The 19477-nt window shown below is 41.8% G+C and carries 18 protein-coding genes and 4 tRNA genes; 17 read left to right on the top strand and 5 right to left on the bottom strand.

From position 1 onward, the window contains the following. Positions 1–124: 124 nt before the first annotated feature. The gene (fldB, locus tag ATS72_RS08865) at positions 125–646 is read right to left on the bottom strand and encodes a flavodoxin FldB (protein ID WP_058429730.1); all 522 of its coding nucleotides are present in this window, start codon (positions 644–646) and stop codon (positions 125–127) included. A 94-nt stretch (positions 647–740) separates the two neighbouring features. Here fldB and xerD point away from each other — a divergent pair, with 94 nt between their 5' ends. The 14 genes from xerD (at position 741) to ATS72_RS08795 (ending at position 14498) form a co-directional block, all read left to right on the top strand. Continuing rightward, on the top strand, positions 741–1667 hold the full coding sequence (xerD, locus tag ATS72_RS08860) for a site-specific tyrosine recombinase XerD (protein WP_006793141.1): 927 nt from the start codon (positions 741–743) through the stop codon (positions 1665–1667). Between the two features lie 62 nt (positions 1668–1729). Beyond that, positions 1730–2458: a bifunctional protein-disulfide isomerase/oxidoreductase DsbC gene (gene dsbC, locus ATS72_RS08855; protein WP_006793140.1), complete on the top strand. Its 729-nt coding sequence runs from the start codon at positions 1730–1732 to the stop codon at positions 2456–2458. A gap of 80 nt (positions 2459–2538) precedes the next feature. After that, positions 2539–4260, top strand: a complete 1722-nt coding sequence (gene recJ, locus ATS72_RS08850) for a single-stranded-DNA-specific exonuclease RecJ (protein WP_058429731.1) — start codon at positions 2539–2541, stop codon at positions 4258–4260. A 144-nt stretch (positions 4261–4404) separates the two neighbouring features. Next, a protein-coding gene (prfB, locus tag ATS72_RS08845; RefSeq protein WP_096801177.1) for a peptide chain release factor 2 occupies positions 4405–5503 on the top strand; the annotation gives its coding sequence in 2 pieces (ribosomal slippage) (positions 4405–4479 and positions 4481–5503; 1098 coding nt in all). Between the two features lie 26 nt (positions 5504–5529). Then, the gene (gene lysS / locus ATS72_RS08840) at positions 5530–7065 is read left to right on the top strand and encodes a lysine--tRNA ligase (protein ID WP_006793137.1); all 1536 of its coding nucleotides are present in this window, start codon (positions 5530–5532) and stop codon (positions 7063–7065) included. A gap of 426 nt (positions 7066–7491) precedes the next feature. After that, positions 7492–7674, top strand: a complete 183-nt coding sequence (locus tag ATS72_RS08835; protein WP_058429732.1) for a hypothetical protein — start codon at positions 7492–7494, stop codon at positions 7672–7674. A 128-nt stretch (positions 7675–7802) separates the two neighbouring features. Further along, positions 7803–7895 (top strand) — tRNA-Ser (locus tag ATS72_RS08830). A 35-nt stretch (positions 7896–7930) separates the two neighbouring features. After that, a tRNA-Arg gene (locus ATS72_RS08825) sits at positions 7931–8007 on the top strand. A gap of 47 nt (positions 8008–8054) precedes the next feature. Continuing rightward, a tRNA-Arg gene (locus ATS72_RS08820) sits at positions 8055–8131 on the top strand. A gap of 49 nt (positions 8132–8180) precedes the next feature. Next, a tRNA-Arg gene (locus tag ATS72_RS08815) sits at positions 8181–8257 on the top strand. 507 nt (positions 8258–8764) lie between these two features. Further along, positions 8765–9940 (top strand): exo-beta-N-acetylmuramidase NamZ family protein, encoded by a 1176-nt coding sequence (locus ATS72_RS08810; protein WP_058429733.1) that lies wholly within the window; start codon positions 8765–8767, stop codon positions 9938–9940. A 9-nt stretch (positions 9941–9949) separates the two neighbouring features. After that, entirely contained in the window at positions 9950–11602 is a 1653-nt protein-coding gene (gene pbp4b / locus ATS72_RS08805; RefSeq protein ID WP_058429734.1) for a penicillin binding protein PBP4B, read from the top strand. Between the two features lie 177 nt (positions 11603–11779). Then, positions 11780–13156, top strand: coding sequence for a Na+/H+ antiporter NhaC family protein (locus ATS72_RS08800; protein WP_006794362.1), 1377 nt, complete (start codon positions 11780–11782; stop codon positions 13154–13156). 259 nt (positions 13157–13415) lie between these two features. After that, positions 13416–14498, top strand: coding sequence for a hypothetical protein (locus ATS72_RS08795; protein ID WP_058429735.1), 1083 nt, complete (start codon positions 13416–13418; stop codon positions 14496–14498). A 60-nt stretch (positions 14499–14558) separates the two neighbouring features. Here the strand turns inward: ATS72_RS08795 and ATS72_RS08790 are convergent, their stop codons facing one another. From ATS72_RS08790 to ATS72_RS08780, 3 genes are read right to left on the bottom strand one after another with little or no spacing between them, the layout of a single operon-like run. Continuing rightward, positions 14559–15170 (bottom strand): hypothetical protein, encoded by a 612-nt coding sequence (locus ATS72_RS08790; RefSeq protein WP_058429736.1) that lies wholly within the window; start codon positions 15168–15170, stop codon positions 14559–14561. After that, a complete protein-coding gene (locus tag ATS72_RS08785; RefSeq protein WP_058429737.1) occupies positions 15157–15747 on the bottom strand; it encodes an RNA polymerase sigma factor in 591 nt (196 codons plus the stop codon). The genes ATS72_RS08790 and ATS72_RS08785 overlap by 14 nt, the downstream gene beginning before the upstream one ends. A gap of 14 nt (positions 15748–15761) precedes the next feature. After that, complete coding sequence (locus ATS72_RS08780) at positions 15762–16397, bottom strand: energy transducer TonB (RefSeq protein WP_008129029.1); 636 nt, start codon at positions 16395–16397, stop codon at positions 15762–15764. A 146-nt stretch (positions 16398–16543) separates the two neighbouring features. On the opposite strand from ATS72_RS08780, the gene ATS72_RS08775 reads away from it, so the two are divergent. From ATS72_RS08775 to ATS72_RS08765, 3 genes are all read left to right on the top strand, one after another. Beyond that, positions 16544–17050 (top strand): DUF3087 domain-containing protein, encoded by a 507-nt coding sequence (locus ATS72_RS08775; protein WP_008129031.1) that lies wholly within the window; start codon positions 16544–16546, stop codon positions 17048–17050. 21 nt (positions 17051–17071) lie between these two features. Further along, on the top strand, positions 17072–17521 hold the full coding sequence (locus ATS72_RS08770) for a low molecular weight protein-tyrosine-phosphatase (protein WP_010556543.1): 450 nt from the start codon (positions 17072–17074) through the stop codon (positions 17519–17521). A gap of 95 nt (positions 17522–17616) precedes the next feature. Further along, positions 17617–18129 (top strand): hypothetical protein, encoded by a 513-nt coding sequence (locus ATS72_RS08765; RefSeq protein ID WP_008129036.1) that lies wholly within the window; start codon positions 17617–17619, stop codon positions 18127–18129. 59 nt (positions 18130–18188) lie between these two features. Here the strand turns inward: ATS72_RS08765 and ATS72_RS08760 are convergent, their stop codons facing one another. Further along, positions 18189–19301: an energy transducer TonB gene (locus tag ATS72_RS08760; protein WP_058429738.1), complete on the bottom strand. Its 1113-nt coding sequence runs from the start codon at positions 19299–19301 to the stop codon at positions 18189–18191. Between the last annotated feature and the right edge of the window lie 176 nt (positions 19302–19477).

Genomic DNA, 19477 nt, shown 5'->3' with positions numbered 1-19477 from the left:
AATTTAGCGATTTGCATTATTACTAAAGCCAAACACCTAAGCGTGTTTGGCTTTTTACCATAAACAATATTGGTAATGTGTTAAATCGCTGTTATATAGCGTGGCAAGTATTACGCTTAAGCAGTTAAAGCGTTTCACTGTACTCGGTCATTACTTGCTCAACCCAGCTGGCTATGCGCTCATCGCTCAGCTCGTACTGGCTGTCTTCGTCAAGGGCGAGCCCTACAAACTGTTTGCCATCTGGGGTGAGTGCCTTTGAGGCTTCAAACTCGTAGCTGCTGTCGTTCGGCCAAAAGCCAAGTTGTGTAAATGTTTGTGTGTTTATTTCGTCGTGCAGCATACCTAGAGCGTCTTGAAACCACTGTCCGTAACCTTGTTGGTCGCCCATGCCAAATAAAGCAATGGTTTTACCATTTAGGTTTACGTCTTTTATGTCGTCCCATTTAGACTCCCAGTCTTCTTGTATTTCGCCAAAGTCCCATGTTGAAATACCAAAGATGATAAAGTCGTACTGCTCTGCATTTTTTAGTGGTTCGTCTTTAATATTGTGAAGGCTAACTATATTGTCACCAATAAGGTCACGTATTTTTTCTGCTGCCATTTCGGTGTAGCACGTAGTAGAGCCAAAAAATAAACCAATTTGCATCGTATTTATCACTGTGTAATTGCCTGATATGATAGGCTCAAGTTTACCGTAAGGTATTTTTAATTGATACCTTAGCAAAGCATGAGAGCATAATGTGACAACGCTATCTGACGATTTTTCAGAAAATAAAAGCAGTATGAGCACCAATAGCGACTACCTAGAAACCTTTTTAGATAGCCTTTATTTAGAGCAAGGTGTAAGCGAAAACACATTAAGTGCTTACCGTAGCGATTTAGATAAGTTTTGCCAGTTTTTAAAAGGCGAAAACTTAATGACGGTAACAGGGCATGACATTGAAAGCTACTTAGCGCATCGGGTTGATTTAGGCCTAAAGCCGCGCAGTACAGCGAGAAGTATCAGTGCGCTAAAACGGTTTTATCAGTACTTTGTGCGTGAAAAAATGATTACCGACACACCAATGCTAAATATTGCCCAACCCAAAGCGGGGCAATCGTTACCTAAAACACTTTCTGAAACCGAAGTAGAAGCGCTTCTTAACGCCCCCAATACTGAAGAACCCATGGGGTTACGAGACAAAGCCATGCTTGAATTGCTTTATGCCACAGGCCTGCGTGTCAGTGAGTTGGTTGGGCTACGTATGGAGCAAATTAACTTACGCCAAGCGGTTGTGTTTGTAAAAGGTAAAGGCAACAAAGAACGTTTAGTGCCGCTGGGCGAAGAAGCCATGCATTGGCTTGAGCTTTTTTTAAAAGTTGGGCGCGCACAAATGATCAAACACGCCACCGACTTTGTATTCCCGTCAAAACGTGGTGTAGGCATGACTCGACAAACCTTTTGGCATAGAATCAAACACTATGCTATTTTGGCATCGGTTGAATCGCCATTATCGCCCCACACATTGCGCCATGCATTTGCTACGCATTTATTAAATCATGGGGCCGATTTACGTGTTGTGCAAATGATGCTGGGACACAGCGACCTATCAACAACGCAAATTTATACTCATGTTGCTAATGAACGGTTAAAATCGGTACACGCGCAGCATCATCCGCGCGCTTAATTTGAAATTAAATAGTATTAAGCCGGTCAATATATTAAGTATTTTTAGGATAGAGAGAAGTTATGAAAAAATTAATGTTAGCAGGTGCCATGTTGTGCACAAGTATGAGTGCATTGGCAAATGACGTTGCAGTAACGCCAAATGCTAATGATCCTATTGTTACTAAGTTTGCGGCACTTGGCGTTACGGTTAAGCAAATAAATCCAAGCCCAGTAGCTGGTTTAAAAGAGCTAATTACAAATAAAGGCGTGTTATACGCAAGCCCAGACGGCCAGTTTTTAATGCAAGGCACGTTAATCGATTTAGACAACCGTAATAACCTAACAGAACAAGCTTTAAATAGCGTGCGTGCTGAAGGTATTACAGAATACGAAGAGTCGATGATTGTGTACAAAGCACCAAACGAAAAACACAGCATCACTGTATTTACCGATATTAGCTGTGGTTATTGTCGTAAATTACACCGTGAGCTAAACGATTTACTTGATGCGGGTATTACCGTTAAGTACTTAGCGTTTCCGCGTGGTGGCCTACAAGGTTCAGGCTATGCAGATTTAATGAATGTATGGTGTGCAAAAGATCAACAAGAGGCGTTAACAGAAGCTAAAGCTGGTGAGAGTACCACGGCAGTTGCAGGTTGTAGTGCACCCATTGCTGAACACTACCAGCTAGGCCAGAGCTTTGGTATTAGTGGTACGCCAGCCATTATTTTAGACGATGGCACAATGATCCCAGGTTACCAACCTGCTGCTGCATTAAAAGCAGCGTTAGATGCTAATAAAGCATCTTAATAACGTGTTTACGTTTACAAAAAGGCCTTAATGGCCTTTTTTTGTCTTTTTAATACGATTTAATAAGTTAAAAAAACTGCATGAAAAAACTGATCATTGCGCGCGAAAACGTTAACGACTCGCACTTACCGAGTCATTTGCATCCGGTAATAAAACAAATTTACGCGACTCGTCGTGTGGTTGATGCCCAAGAGCTCGATAACGGTGTTGCTACGCTTCACGATTATAAATTGTTTAAAGACATCGACAAAGCAAGTGCGTTACTAGTCGATGCGCTTAAGGCGCAAAGCCACATTTTAATTGTGGGCGACTTTGATGCCGATGGCGCAACCAGTACTGCAACCTTAATGCAGGGGTTGCAAATGTTTGGTTTTCAAAATTTAGATTACCTCATTCCAGACCGCTTTAGCTTAGGTTATGGCTTAAGCCCCGCACTGGCCGAACAAATAGTACAAATAAAGCCCGATTTAGTGATCACCGTAGATAACGGTATATCCTGTATTGCCGGTATTGATATTTTAAAATCGGTAGGTATAAAAGTGTTGGTTACAGATCACCATTTACAAGGTGAACAGCTTCCCAATGCCGATGCCATTGTAAATCCAAACAGACACGAGTGTAACTTTCCGTCAAAGTCTATTGCTGGTGTAGGCGTTGCGTTTTACTTATTAATTGCACTAAGAAGCCTAATGCGCGAACAAGGTTACTTTACGCAACAAACACCGCCTAACTTAGCAAACTTATTAGACATAGTTGCACTGGGCACAGTCGCTGATGTAGTTGCACTTGATGCAAATAACCGAACATTAGTACACCAAGGCTTAGCGCGTATTCGCAGTGGTAAAACACGCCCAGGTATTACAGCACTTATTGAAGTGGCCAACAGAAATGCAGCGCGTTTAAGCGCCAGCGATTTTGGTTTTTCACTTGCGCCACGTTTAAACGCAGCAGGGCGACTAGATGACATGAGTTTGGGCATAGCGTGTTTACTGAGTAACGATATAAACCAAGCAAGGCGTATCGCAAGCGAACTCGACAGCTTAAACCATGCAAGGCGTGAAATAGAGCAAGGTATGCAAGCTGAAGCACAAGCCGTGCTTGATAGGCTCGCCTTTACCGACGATAACATTCCTGATGCTATTTGTTTGTTTCAAGATGACTGGCACCAAGGCGTAATTGGTATTTTGGCTGGCCGTTTAAAAGAAAAGTACCACCGCCCAACCGTTATTTTTGCCGGTGGTGAAAATGGCGAAATTAAAGGCTCGTGCCGCTCTATTGAAGGGCTGCATATGCGTGACCTACTCGAAGGGTTAAATACCGCCACGCCCCATTTAATAAATAAGTTTGGTGGCCACGCAATGGCTGCGGGTTTAAGCATAGACGAGCAAAATTTTAACGACTTTAAAAACGCGTTTGATGCCGCAGTCAGTGCGCAATTAAGCGAAGAAAGTAAGCGTTGCATTGTATTTACCGACGGCGAGCTGCCAAACGACTGCTTTACCATGGAGTTTGCCCAATTATTAAAGCAATCAGGCCCATGGGGGCAGCAATTTCCAGAGCCTGTGTTTGAACATACCTTTGAATTAATTCAGCAACGTATTGTTGGTGAAAAGCATTTAAAACTGGTGCTTAAACATCAATCAGGGCGATTAGTTGACGCTATTGCTTTTGGTATAGACGTAAAAGAGTGGCCAGATACCGAAGCACGCTTTGTTAAAGTGGCTTATCAACTTGATATAAACGAGTTTAGAGGTAAATTTAGCTTGCAGCTAATTGTACGAGAGCTTGAAAAAGTGCACTAAAAAATATGCACAATACATGCATAAAAGGCTAATAAAGCGCGCGATTTTTTGTTAAAATCGGGCGTTTTTATCATTTGACGATAATTTATTGCGGATATTCCTCAAGTCGGGCCGTAATAATCTAGCCATTTTGGAGTAATGTACATGTTTGAAGTGAATCCTGTGATTAATCAAATCAAGGAAATTCGCGATCGTACTGAACTGCTTCGGGGGTACCTTTGACTACGCTCTTAAACAAGAGCGCCTAGAAGAAGTTAACGCCGAACTTGAAGATTCAGCTGTATGGAATGAACCTGAACGCGCACAGGCACTTGGCCGTGAAAAGTCAGCATTAGAGGCGGTTGTTGAAACAATCGACAACTTAGTTGCTGGCGCTGATGACGTTGAAGGCTTGCTTGAGCTTGCAATAGAAGCGGAAGACGAAGACACCTTTGACGAAGCAAATGCAGAGCTTGAAGGCCTAAACGAGCAATTAGAAGGTTTAGAGTTTCGTCGTATGTTTTCGGGCACTCACGATGCAAATGATGCATACCTTGATTTACAATCAGGTTCAGGCGGCACTGAAGCTCAAGACTGGTGTAACATGTTACTTCGCATGTACCTACGCTGGGGCGAAGCAAAAGGCTTTAAAGTTGAGTTAGTAGAAGCAACCGATGGCGATGTGGCCGGAATAAAAGGCGCAACAGTTCGCTTTGTTGGTGAATACGCTTACGGTTGGTTACGTACAGAAACAGGCGTACACCGTTTAGTTCGTAAAAGCCCATTTGACTCAAGTGGCCGTCGTCATACATCGTTTGCCTCTGCGTTTGTATACCCAGAAATAGACGACAACATTGAAATTGATATTAATCCGTCTGACTTACGTATAGACGTGTACCGTGCATCGGGCGCAGGTGGTCAGCACGTTAACACCACCGAATCGGCAGTACGTATTACTCACGTGCCTACAAACACGGTAGTGCAATGTCAAAATGAGCGTTCGCAGCATAAAAATAAAGCCCAAGCAATGAAGCAATTAAAAGCTAAATTATTTGAGCTTGAGCTACAGCAGCAAAATGCTGAAAAACAAACGCAAGAAGATGCAAAATCAGATATTGGTTGGGGCAGTCAAATTCGTTCATACGTTCTTGATGACTCGCGTATTAAAGATTTACGCACCGGCGTTGAAAACCGCAATACCCAATCGGTACTTGACGGTAACCTAGACAAATTTATTGAAGCCAGCCTTAAATCTGGCTTATAACCACCAAGCTAATAAAGAGCTAAAAAATGACTGATAAAATCCAAGACGAAAACAAGTTAATCGCTGAGCGTCGCGGCAAGTTAGATGCTATTCGCGAAAATTGCCCAGCCAACGGTCATCCAAACCAATTCCGTCGTGAACATTACACGGCTGATTTGCAAGCTGAGTTTGGTGATAAAACAAAAGAAGAATTAATTGAGCTACAGCACGTAGTATCAATTGCTGGTCGTATTCTTGCTAAGCGTGGTCCATTTATGTCTATTCAAGATATGAAAGGCCGTGTACAAGTTTACGCATCAAAAGACGTACAAAAAGACTTAAAAGCAAAATATGGTCAGCTTGATATTGGCGATATTATCGGTGTTAAAGGCCCACTTAATAAATCAGGTAAAGGCGATTTATACGTAGATATGGCCGAGTACGAATTACTTACTAAGTCACTACGCCCATTACCAGAAAAGTTTCATGGCCTTTCAGACCAAGAAACAAAATACCGCCAACGTTATGTTGATTTAATTACTAACGAAGCAACGCGCGAAACGTTCCGTATCCGTTCACAAGTAGTTGAAGGTATTCGCCGCTTTTTAGCAGATCGTGACTTTATGGAAGTAGAAACGCCAATGCTGCAGGTTATTCCTGGCGGTGCGTCTGCGCGTCCATTTGTGACTCATCATAACGCGCTTGATATCGACATGTATTTACGTATTGCGCCAGAGCTTTACTTAAAGCGTTTAGTGGTAGGTGGTTTTGACCGCGTATTTGAAATTAACCGTAACTTCCGTAACGAAGGGTTATCAACGCGTCACAACCCAGAATTCACTATGATTGAGTTCTACCAAGCATACGCCGATTACATCGACCTGATGAACATCACCGAAGACATGCTACGTACCGTTGCAACAAACGTTTTAGGCAGCCCAATTGTTGTTAATACAACGAAAGATGAAAACGGCGAAGTAATCGACTCAGTAGAGTACGACTTTGGTAAGCCGTTTGAGCGCCTAAGCATGGCTGATGCTATCTTAAAATATAACCCTGAGTTTGATGCTGCGGTATTTAATGACCCAGAAAACCACTTTGAAGAATTAAAAGCGTACGCGAAACAAGTGCACGTTAAAATTCCTGAAAATTGTGTTTGGGGCCCAGGCAAGTTTTTATGTGAAATATTTGAAGAAACGGCTGAGCACATGCTTATCCAACCTACATTTATTACAGGTTACCCATGGGAAGTGTCGCCACTTGCACGTCGTAACGACGACAATGCATTTGTTACCGACCGCTTTGAATTTTTTGTTGGCGGACGTGAGCTTGCAAATGGTTTCTCGGAGCTTAACGATGCACAAGACCAAGCAGAACGCTTTACTCGCCAAGTTGAAGAAAAAGACGCAGGCGATGATGAGGCAATGCATTACGATGAAGATTACATACGCGCACTAGAGTACGGTTTACCGCCTACTGCTGGTGAGGGTATTGGTATTGACCGATTAGTAATGTTGTTTACTGACTCATCTACAATTAAAGATGTTATTTTATTCCCGCATATGCGTCCGCAAGCTGACTAAGCTTAACGAAAATAACACCTTGAAACGCCGCTTAATTGCGGCGTTTTTGTTTTAAAAAATTAGTATGCTGGCTCGCTCTTAACTTGAGGTAATTAATTTATATTAAGCAGCTAACATTAGTGTTAACAGATCTGATTTTCCCGCGATAGGGAAGTTTATGCCATGTAGATTTTATTTGTTATTACCGTAAGTATTTTAACCCGTATTCTGGCGAATTAATGAGGCGAAGATGCACATTTTAAGCTGTTGATATTTAGTTGTAATTTTTTTATGAAAAATTTTATGTGTATATAACAAATTAATGGGTAACTTTTAAACATTATGTTGTATTTTTGTAACTTTATTAGCTACACTATGGCCAAATTTTAAACGGCCTAATTTCTTTAGGTGCTGTAAATAATAAAAACGGATTTACAAAATAATAAAATGACAGATAAAACTATCGAAGAGTCGGAAGAACTCAGTCAAACAGAGCGAGAGCGAGAAGCTTTTTACCGAGCATGCATTGCAGAGTTTCAACAACTAGGTTATCAAGAGCAGTACTTGGCTAGTTTAAAAGATAAATGCGTACCAACCGACGACACACTTACGCCTAACGAAGAGAGTTAATTAGCTTAAAAATTAGGCTTCTTTAATATAAAAACATAACATATGTGTGTTCTGTAACCATATAGACACTTTTGATAGAAAAGTGTTTGACATATTTTCTGAAATCTTTATTATACGCCCCACAAGACGGAGAGGTGTCCGAGTGGCCGAAGGAGCTCCCCTGCTAAGGGAGTATAGAGTTTGTAGCTCTATCGAGGGTTCGAATCCCTCCCTCTCCACCATTTTTTAAATGGCGAAATCTTGTAAACGTAAAGATGGGCGCATAGCTCAGCTGGATAGAGTACCTGGCTACGAACCAGGCGGTCGGAGGTTCGAATCCTCCTGCGCCCACCACTCTTTACACACTCTGCTTAGAGTATAAAAAAGCAAATAGTAAAAGTGGGCGCATAGCTCAGCTGGATAGAGTACCTGGCTACGAACCAGGCGGTCGGAGGTTCGAATCCTCCTGCGCCCACCACTTTTACACACTCTGCTTAGAGTATAAACAAGTAAAAAAGAATGAAAGTGGGCGCATAGCTCAGCTGGATAGAGTACCTGGCTACGAACCAGGCGGTCGGAGGTTCGAATCCTCCTGCGCCCACCACTTTCATACATAAGCCGACGCTAAGTCGGTTTTTTTGTGCCTGAAATAAAGTGAATATGGGAAAATAGCAAGCCACGAACCCGACGGTCAGAGGTTCACTCTTAGAAGGTACTTCCTGCGCCCACCATTTTCATAAATAAGCCGACATTAAGTCGGTTTTTTTGTGCCTGAAATTTGAGAAAGCTTTCAGATATCAGTTAAACCTAATGATACATACTGCCAAATCTTCCATTTAGTCACTTCTTTATAAGCACAGCGCCTGCAAATCTCCTTGTGGAAAATTTGTCTTAAAAAAGAACTGCACAAAGAGAAGTGAAAGAGGAGTAAATGAGTAGTTCAAAACCACTATGAGTAATTAAACGCTGAAGCTTAAATCGTCGTAGACGCAGAACTTGTTCGCGTGAGAAGCGTAGCTTCTAATTACTTATGTATCTACTCAAAAGCATTCGCTGCTCTTTAACTTAAGCTGTGGTATTTTAAACACCTTGTTTAAAAGGATCTTGCTGTATGTTTAAAACCGTATTTTTTATATTTTTATTGAGTTTAAGTGCGCTTTTTACTATTACCACACACGCGAATGAAGCAAAGCATTCAGTAACCGTAGGGGCTGAACAACCGGCAGTGTACTTACCGCAATTACAAAATAAACGTGTTGGGTTAGTGGTAAATCAAACATCTTTAGTAGGGCAAGCACACTTGGTTGACAGCCTGCTTAGTAAAAATATAAACATAACCAAAATTTTTGCACCCGAGCATGGTTTTAGAGGCGATCACGACGCCGGTGCTCATGTTAAAAACGCCATTGATAGCAAAACCGGTATCCCGCTTGTTTCTATTTATGGCAAAAACAAAAAGCCAAGCGCTGAAGCTCTTAGCGATGTAGATGTTATTGTTTTTGATATTCAAGATGTGGGTGTACGTTTTTATACTTACATAAGCTCTATGCATTACATGATGGAGGCTGCGGCTGAGCAAGGTGTTGAATTTATAGTGCTTGATAGGCCAAACCCCAATATTGCCTATATTGACGGGCCAATTCTTGAGCGCGAATTTAAATCGTTTGTAGGCATGCACCCAATCCCAGTATTGCATGGTATGACGGTAGGCGAGCTGGCTTACATGATCAAAGGCGAGGGCTGGATCAATAAAGCCACCGGTCTAAAGCTCACCGTGATCCCCGTTGATCGTTACACACGCACAACCCGTTATAGCTTACCTGTAAAACCCAGCCCTAATTTACCAAACGATCAATCAATCGCGCTTTACCCATCGCTGTGCTTTTTTGAAGCAACCCCTGTGAGCATTGGCCGCGGCACCGATTTTGCGTTTCAGGTTATTGGTTATTCGCCGGTAAAATTAGGGGATTTTAATTTTACACCGCGCGCTATTAAAGGCGCCGCTTTAAACCCTAAATTTAAAAATACAACGGTACATGGCCTTGATTTAAGGCAAGTAAACGCCACAGGACTAAATTTAACGTACTTAATAAGCGCCTACGCCACCCTTAATAAACATAACGTCGACTTTTTTGAACGCGCTGGTTTTATGGATAAATTGGCAGGTACTAATAAACTGCGTTTAGCTATAGAGGCAGGGCAGTCGGCTGCGCAAATAAAGCAAAGCTGGCAACGCGGCCTTACACAATTTAAAGCGCAACGAGCGCCTTATTTGTTATATGAGTAAGGCTTAACCATGTTATTTATTTTAAAAAATACTCGCTTCATAAAAAACGCATGGTTAGCCGCTTTGAGTTTAATTATTGTAGGCTGCAGTAGTACACATAACTCATTAAAATCGCAGCCAGTGCTGACTAAAAGTCAGCTAATAGAGCTGCCAAACGCACAAGTTGTAGCCAGCTTTCCTGAGCCAAATCCAAGTAGCCGGTTTTATGTAAACAACCGTGGCACATTTAAAGCGTATAAAGGACGCGGCCAATTATTAATACAAAACCACAGCGCCGAAAGTGCCGATATTTACATAAACAATCAAAAACTTGCTACCAATACGTTAACCACTAATACGCTTTATAATTACAGCTTAGCGGCGCATACTCATAATGGGGTAAACACATTTAAGGTAGAAAATATTTTACCTAAAGGCGCAAGCTTAACGCTGCGTTTTGCATTTCCTACATTAAATTTAACGCCTAACAAGCCAGTTGATTTTACTGACGTTGATGAACTTATTGAGCGTGATATTAAAGCGGGGTTTCCTGGTGCAGTGCTGGCGGTTGTTAAAAATGGCGAGCTAATAAAACTTACAGCTTATGGTGATGCAAAGCAGTACCAGCAAAACGATCTAATGCTACTGCGCCCAGAGCCTATGCAAACCAATACTCTATTCGACTTAGCCTCAAACACTAAAATATTTGCCACTAACTTTGCACTCATGAAACTAATAAGCGAAGGGCAACTCAATATAAACAACCCCGTGCAAACTTATTTAACAGAATACATCGGCGGTGGGCGAGAGCAACGCACAGTAAAAGAGTTACTTACTCACAGCGCAGGCTACCCACCCGTGTTTGATTTTCACCGAAAAGATACACAGCAAGGCGATGCATTTTATTCTCAAAATAGCCAAACCACTAAACAGCTTTTGCTCACCAAAGTGCCGCTTAATAACAAAAAGCCAATGCAACATGTGTATTCTGATATTGATTACATGATTTTAGGTGTATTGGTTGAGCGCATAACAGGGCAGCCACTAGACGAGTACTTAGAGCAGCACGTTTATAAACCCCTTGCACTGAGTAACACGCTATTTAACCCACTTAAAAAAGGCTTTGAGCGTAGTCAATTTGCAGCCACCGAACTTAGCGGCAATACCCGCGATGGGCGTATTACTTTTGATAATATTCGAACACATGTGTTGCAAGGCCAAGTTCATGACGAACGCGCATTTTACTCGTTTGGCGGCGTTGCTGGGCATGCCGGGTTATTTAGTAACGCCCACGATTTAGCTGTGCTTTGCCAGCTACTATTAAATAATGGTGGCTACGGCGACCAACAATTATTTAGTGCAAGTGCCTTAGCGCAGTTTTTAACGCCGCAAAGCACTAACGAAACGTACGGCCTAGGTTTTAGGCTTGCAGGCAATAACCAAGCACGGCGTTGGCACTTTGGCCCTTATGCCAGCTCACAAGCGTATGGCCATACCGGTTGGACAGGCACCGTAACAGTAATCGATCCTGCTTACGACTTGGCCATTGTTTTGCTTACTAACGCGCGCCACACTGCAATTAAAGGCACACAAAAACTTTATGAATTTACAGGCAAACAATTCGAAACCGCACAATACGGATCTGTGGTATCGCTTGTTTACGAAGCGCTGTTAAATCAATAAATTATCGTATAGGTTAAAATGGGCTAATACAGTTACGCCCAATGGCTTATTTGCAGGTGACTTGGCAACATCAATCCATTAAGCTAGGCGGTTTACTCCATTAAGCCACTTTTTAAGTTTTGGGCTTAACATATAAGCGTTTAAGCGCGGGTTGTTAATAATTAAGGTTAACTTTTTATGCATTGGTATTCTATTTTACCGCCGCTAATTGCGATTGCTATCGTGTTTTGGCGCAAAGAAGTCATTATGGCGCTGCTAGTTGCCGTGGCGTCTTCTGAGTTTTTACTTGCCCTACAAGGGGAAGGAAATAGCGTATTTACAACATTTTTAAATACCATAGAGCGTATTATTTCGGTGGCAAGTTCGCCGGGTAACAGCCGCATACTCATATTTAGTATTTTAATAGGTGCCTTACTTGCCTACATTCGCGAATCTGGCGGTGTGGCGGCAACGGTTAACTTATTAATGAACAAAGGGGTTGCAAAAGGTAAGCGCCAAGTTGGCTTTTTAACTATGTTTACTGGCGTTGCGGTGTTTATAGAGTCAAACCTAAGCGTGCTTACGTCGGGTATTTTGTCGCGTGGCCTGTTCGACAAATTTAAAATGAGCCGTGCACGCCTTGCCTACATTATAGATAGTACCAGTGCCCCTGTGTGTATTTTAATACTACTTAACGGCTGGGGGGCATTTGTACTGGGCTTATTAGGTAATTACGAATTGGGCGAATCCGCGGTATCGGTATTGTGGGGCAGCGTTGGGTATAACTTTTACGCCATAATTACCTTGGTTATTGTTTTTTACACCATTGCATTTGATAAAGTACACGGCCCAATGAAAGAGGCCGAACAAAAATTAGAGCTACAAACTAACGAGCTAAAAGAAGAAGTAAAAGGCTCTAAAGCGCGCTTTATGTTAGTGCCATTATTTACGCTAATTGCCAGCATGGTAGGCTTTATGTTTTACACTGGTAACGGTGTGTTGGCAGAAGGTAGCGGCTCTAAATCGGTATTATATGCAACTGTGCTCGCGATTGTGGTTGCTTACTTACTAATGATTAGTTCGCGCCAATTTACCCACCACCAATTGGTTGATACTGGCTTTAAAGGCATGGGTGAATTACTCCCGTTAGTAAGCATTGTTTTGCTTTCGCTTACGCTAGGTGCAAGCTTAAAAGAGCTAGGTACGGGTGTGTTTGTTGCGTCATTGGTGGGCGACTACTTACCTATTTACTTAATAGTGCCCGTGCTGTTTTTAACAGGGGCGGTTATGTCGTTTACTACGGGGACATCGTGGGGCACGTTTGCCATACTTATCCCCATTGGCGTACCGCTCATACAAGCACTGGGTCTACCACCTTCATTGGTTGTAGGCGCTATTTTGGGCGGCGGCATATTTGGCGATCACTGTTCGCCTATATCCGACACCAGCGCGGTATCGGCGCTTGCATCGGGGTGTGACTTACTCACTCACGTTAAAACGCAGCTACCGTATGCGTTATTTGGTGGCGCACTGACCTTTATTGCTTATTTGGTTATTAGCATTATTGTGCTGTAAAAACTCGGAACTCAAATATTTAAAAGCCTGCTTAATCGCAGGCTTTTTTGTTCTATATTGCAAACAATGCATAAGTTAAATAGGTTTATCACATCATTTACAATTATGTGTTGATAAAATTAAGCCCGATAATGTAAATCTGTATTTTATAAAGGCACAAATAAAGCCAGCCACTTATAAAATTTCCCTTATAAATTCCTGCTGAAACTGAAGCCTAGTTATATTATTATCAAATTTAACAACAGTATAAGGACTTACAATGCAAGCTGACCTTGAAGCCCAAAATAGTGCATTTCAAAAAATAAAAAATCAAACATCGCTGTCGGCAGCGTTAGGTGCGGCCTTTTGGAGTATGCCAATTTTAGTACTATGGGCATTTATTTATCAGTTAAAGCCGGGCGCGGGTATTGCCATGCTTATTATAAGCGGCGTGTTAATTGGCTTAGCTGTGCGAATTCATGGACGAGGCTATGAGCGTATATTTGCATTTATTGGAGTGTTGGCGCACTTTTGTGTGGTTTTTTCTGCATTGCAATTAGACATGCTATTAGGTGGTAATGTCCTTGCTGTTATTGTTGTCGGTGTATATATAGTGGGTGCGTGGTGTGCTATGTATTTTTCACGTATTAACATCTCTTTTCACGAATATAAAGCGTTTGATAGCGTGTTCGAATCAGACGAATACCAACAACAAAAACAGTTTAAAAACCGCTGGTTTGTGGTGCTTCCCTTAGTAACGGGGTTGTCTTTAGCAACTGGTTTTCTAACCGTTGTAAGCGTGATTATTTTTAAAGAAAATAAGGCCATAGAATTCGAACAAGCGTATTACGATGAACAAGCACAGCAGTTTAGAAACAAACACATCAATACTGACGATGAAACCCTTGCGGGTATGAGCATAAAAAAAGCACTAACATACGCTTATGCGTATTATTCAGGCCGTCACTTTGACGAGAAAGGACAATATCATGGTGATTTTCCGCAAGACAGCTTTCAGGCTGAAGTTATACTGCGTTACTTAGCTGATAAACAATCAGACCCGCGGGCTCAATTTATCCTTGGCCGTATTATTAATAACGACAGAGGACAAGCGCTGCTTTTACAAGCAGAAGAAGCAGGAGATAAATTTGCAAGGTTATTTGCAATTTATAATTTTGGTTGCCTTGTTGATGCTAAACAAGGCCGCCAGCTATTATTAAGCTTTGATAAACATGTTCAAGAGCAAGCGATTATAAACGACATTCAAATGATGCTCAGTGATGATTTTAAGAGTTATTGCGACGAGCTTGATAACAATACATTCGTCTATCGTTATATCCGACACTACAAGCCTGCGGAGTAGTAAGCTTTGTTAAATAACCACTTAAATATTGGCTAGGTTTTTGGCAAATTACCTTTAAACCTAAGCCTTACATTGCTTCGCCCCAACCCCGGCATGTTTAAGTCCTACAATCTGCCCTTTGCCGTTATGCGCCATGGCCAGCATATCGCCGGTGTTTATATTACTCTCTACTGCGTGCCTTCCCTTTAAATCACTTAAGAGCGACTGTTTAATTTGCACGAGTACCTCGTCATTACAGCTGGCTATGTACCAGTCGTTGTCGACCTTTACGAGCGTGCCGTATTCTATGTGGCGTTGCTGGTGGCGGCGTAAATCGTTTGCTAATTGGGTGTCGAGCGCGCGTTTTTGTTGCGTTATGGCGCTTGCATAGCTGCCTGTTTGATCTATTTCATGCGTTGTTATAAACGAGTAGTCGTGAATGTCTATGGTGTTTAATACGGTTTTAGGGGCGGTATTTATCACGTTGTTGCTGTCGAGCACTATAAAGGCCAGTAAGCCCAGAGCGCAGGTAAGGCTTGTGAGTTGCAGGGCAAAGCCTAACTTTTTAGGTTGTTTTTGAGCTAGGCTGTGTTTTAACGCCTGTTTTTGAGCATGCGAAAGGGTGGTACGTGCTTTACGCGCTTTAAAGTGGTTTGTAAGCTTTTCATCAAACTGCTCATCAGGCTTGTTCATTATAATCTCCTAATAATTGTTTTAGGTTTTGTTTGGCGTAGCGCAGTCTTGTTTTTATGGTTTGGGCGTTGCTTTGCGTTATAAGCTCTATGTCGGCAAGGCTAAAACCTTCTTGTTGTAAGGTGATGGCTTCGCGCTGCACAAAGCTCAGTTGCTTGAGCGCCGTGTTGAATGCTTCGTAACTAATATGTGTGTCACCTATGTGCGAGTCACTACGTGCTAATTCGCTTTGATTGCTACTTTGCAAAGGTTGTAGGCTGTTTTCGTCTAGCTCCACAAAGTGTTGCTGTTTACGGTATTCGTCTATTAGCGTGTTACGTGCGAGTTTAAACAACCACGCTTTAGGCGTGGTTTGCGCTTTGTAAAGGTGGCGCTTTTCAATTACTTTTAGCCACGTTTGCTGGCTTACGTCGTATGCTAAGTGAGTATTAGATTGCGTAACTAGGTAGTGGTATAAATCGTTACTGTAGAGGGCAATAAGCTGCTCTAAATGACGGTTTTCTCCACTTTTTGCATAACGCGCCATGCAGTCTTTGCTGGGCGTTTCAAATAACCAGGTTTTAATACTCATTAGCATAGGCGTTTAGTCCGTTAAATAGAGTTATCTAATTTAAAATCAAGTTGAACCGTTTGATCTGTTTGTAATTGTGCCACACCTTCAATTACTTTTGGGCGGTATTTCCAACGTTTAATAGCGCGTAGTGCTTCGCGGTTAAAAATACGTTTTGGTTCGGCGTTTAAAACTACCGCGTCAATTACTTCGCCAGTGGGCGAAATATTAAAGCTAAGTTGTACCCAGCCTTCTATTCCATCACGCGCAGCGGTGGTTGGGTACTTTGGATTTATGCGCACAATGGGTGAGGCATCTCCCGTTGGGCGGTTAAGGGTATTGTTAATGCCGTCACCAAAGTCATCCATTATTAATGGCGGCGCCGTGTTGATTGCCATAACGGGGTCGGCACTCGGTGTTACACGCGGTGGCGCTTTAGGCGGCATTTTTGGTGTAGGTGGTTCTGGCATTTTATCTATGTGTCTTACTTTTGAATCTTCAGGCACTTTAAATATTTCAACCGTTATTTCTTTGCCAGGGTCTAGTGGTGCGCGTTGGTCGCCACTGATTAGGTATTGCATAAATGCAAAGGCGGCAAAGGTCATTGCTGCACCACCAATTACGGCGGTTGATGTTTTTATAAATGTTGGGTTATTTGGGGTTTCAAGTGTGTGCATAAGCCGCTCCTAGTTAACTCATTATGTGGTTTTCAGAGCTATAACGGGTGGCAAATCAAAAAGGGGTGAAATATTTTTATAAAAAATGCGGGGTTTAGTTACAATAGCGTTTCGCATTCTTTTACTTATTAACTTTTTAGGCTGTTATGCAACTCATTGAAATAAATAAAGCGCGTTACCGTAAGCATTTAAATCGTGTCATTGTGGGCTGTGCGGCCTCGCTTGCGGCGGGAAGCTTAGCTATATCGCAAACGCTGATTGCGTTGTTTCCGGATGAAAGCGGAAGCCATTTTCATTGGAACTTAACTGGTGTGGTTATTACAAGTTTAGCCATAGGGTGGTTGTTAAATAAATACCGTACTCATCCTTATATGACCGAAGTGGTTTATGTATGGGAGCTAAAACAGGCACTTAATAAAATAACCCGTAAAATGCCAAAGTTAAAAGCGGCTGGGCGCGAAGGTAACCCTGCTGCACTATTAGCCATTCATTACAGTTATGCGGGATCGCGTTTATTGTGGCAGCTAGATGACAACCTCATAACAATGGAAGACCTAGCCATTAAACAAGCTGAGTTAGATTCGGTTGCCGCGCAGTTTAATTTAACGCTAAATGCTGACGATTACGAAGAGAGCATATTAAAACAGTTTTAAAGCCTAATTTAAGGAGCCGCTATGAAAAAGGTACTGATTGTATGTTTAGGTAATATTTGCCGTTCACCTACTGCTGAGGCGGTTTTAAAAGCGCGTGCAAAAGCCTTGGGTGTAAAGGTGGTGGTCGATTCTGCAGGTACAATTGGCTATCACGAAGGAAAATCGCCCGATAGCCGTTCAATGGCGGCGGGTGAAAAGCGCGGCTATAGCTTTAAAGGAATACACTCGCGTAAAGTTCGCACTAGCGACTTTACCGAGTTTGATTTAATTTTAGCAGCCGACAAACAAAATTTAACTGATTTAAAAGAGCAGTGCCCAACGCATTTACACTATAAGTTAGCGTTGTTTTTAGAGTATGGGGAGCAAAGCACAAGTGCCATACCTGATCCCTATTACGGTGGTGACGACGGCTTTGAAAACGTACTTGATTTAATAGAAGCGGCCAGCGATAACATACTTGCTAAAATGTAAGTGCCTCTTATCAGTTTGTTACATTACCGAACATTTGTTTTATTGCCCTTTGTTCCTTAATTGAGTACGATTTATCCTTACTCAAAAGGAATATTATGAATACAAAAATATTACTACTGGTTTTATCACTTGGTTCGGGTTCTGCTTTTGCTAATGATGTGAGCTTTTCGATTGGGGGTGGCTATCCTTACTTGGTTGTACCTGAAGTGTCGTTATCGGCAGATAACAATTCTCAGCGCTGGTACGCAAACTATAAAATTGGCCTAGATGATGGCTTTTCAGTGGGTTTTGAACACGCAGTTAGTGATAACAATAAACACGCATTGGGTGTGTTAGTTGGGGCTATTGGCGCACGTGATACCGACCAACCATGTGAAAGCACAAACACTGACGACATTGCTAGCGAGCTAGGTAATATTTTTGGATGTGCGCTAGGGCAAATATTTGATGATGAAACCACAAATGGTATTGGGCTTACATACAGTTATAACTTTAACGGCTTAAATAATAGTGGTTTTAGACTAATACTTGATGCAGGCTATGGTAAAACAAGTGACAGTAACGAAAAAAGAGCCGATGGTGCTATTCGTATTAGTTACGAATTTTAGGGCGTCGTGAATAAAAATAAAAAAGGCGCTAAATAGCGCCTTTTTTATTTGTAAAACCGCTAGCGATTTATTTTAAAATCTATTTGCACCTGGGTGCTTGCTACTACGGGGCTTCCGTTTTCAAATTTGGGTGCGTAACGCCATTTTTTAAGTGCCTCTAATGCTGACTTTTCAAATGCGTGGCCACCTTCTGAGCTTATTACTGATGAGTTTTTTACAAATCCGGCAGTGTCTACATCAAACTGAAGAACAACAATACCATCTGTATTTTGGCGTGCTTTATTTACTGGGTACTTAGGTGGTTGGCGGTATACCGGTGTTTGTTCTTGTGAGTCTTTCCATGGCACCATTTCGGCAATAGCTAAACAATGTTTAGTTGCTTGTTCGCTTTGACCTGTTTTTTCGTAAAGGTTTACAAGTTTTGAGTGCGCGGTAAGTTCGGCGTTATGATCAAAGCTTAGGTTGCTATCAAATACCGAAACAACATGATTTAAACGCTCAATCGCTTTTTTATATTTTCTCTTACTTTGCGCAAACGAGGCGACTAAAAAGTCTGTTTTGATTCGCTCAACCGTGTTTTCGTCTAAATTTTCACGGTAGTACTCATCGGCTTCGTTCAATAACTTTTGCGCTGCACGAAACTTTTTATGTGCAAACTTACTTGCTAACAACGACGCGGCTTCAAATTGCATATCGGCAACAAATTTTGGTTTATTTTGTGCTTTAGCAATATCGATTATACGTTCGAGATGATCTTCTGCCAAAGACGCTGATTTAGCATTTTCGGCTTTACCTAAAAGTGCGTCGAGCGTTTGTAATGCATTTTTGCCGTGGTTATCCGCTAAAATTGTATACGCTTGCGAGTAAAGGCTATAACGCTGCTGCCTTATGTTTTTTTTGTTGCCTGTTGTGCTTGGCGGTGTAATGGCTTTAGCATAATTAATAGCAAGGTTTGCTGTGTTGTCGCTTTTATCGCCGTAAAAAGTAAGGCCTGTAGTGTAAGCTCGTTTTGCGGCTTGCTCAATATCGTGTTTTGTTTCTACTGCGTTTAGGTAACTTTGATAGGCAGTTGAAAAAGCCGCTTTAGCGTTGTCAGTTTGGCTAGCAAGGGTATTATTTGTAAAGGCAGATAAGCTTAATCCAACAAATAGGGCTAGGTGTTGTGGCTTCATAATGATCCTTATTAATTGTGAACCTGAACTTTGAATAATAACTCTATGCTAAGTGGTAATTACAGCGCTAACTTTAAATTTTATTCACTAAAAGCGTTGGTTAAAAAGCAGTAGACTTAAATGTCATTACTCTCGTGATATTAAACGTTTTATTTAAAATTCAGATAAATTTAACT

The sequence above is a fragment of the Pseudoalteromonas sp. 13-15 genome (assembly GCF_001468205.2).
Classification (GTDB): Bacteria; Pseudomonadota; Gammaproteobacteria; order Enterobacterales; family Alteromonadaceae; genus Pseudoalteromonas; species Pseudoalteromonas marina.
Note: the sequence above shows the minus strand (reverse complement) of the source record. Positions and strands in the feature narration are given on the sequence as shown.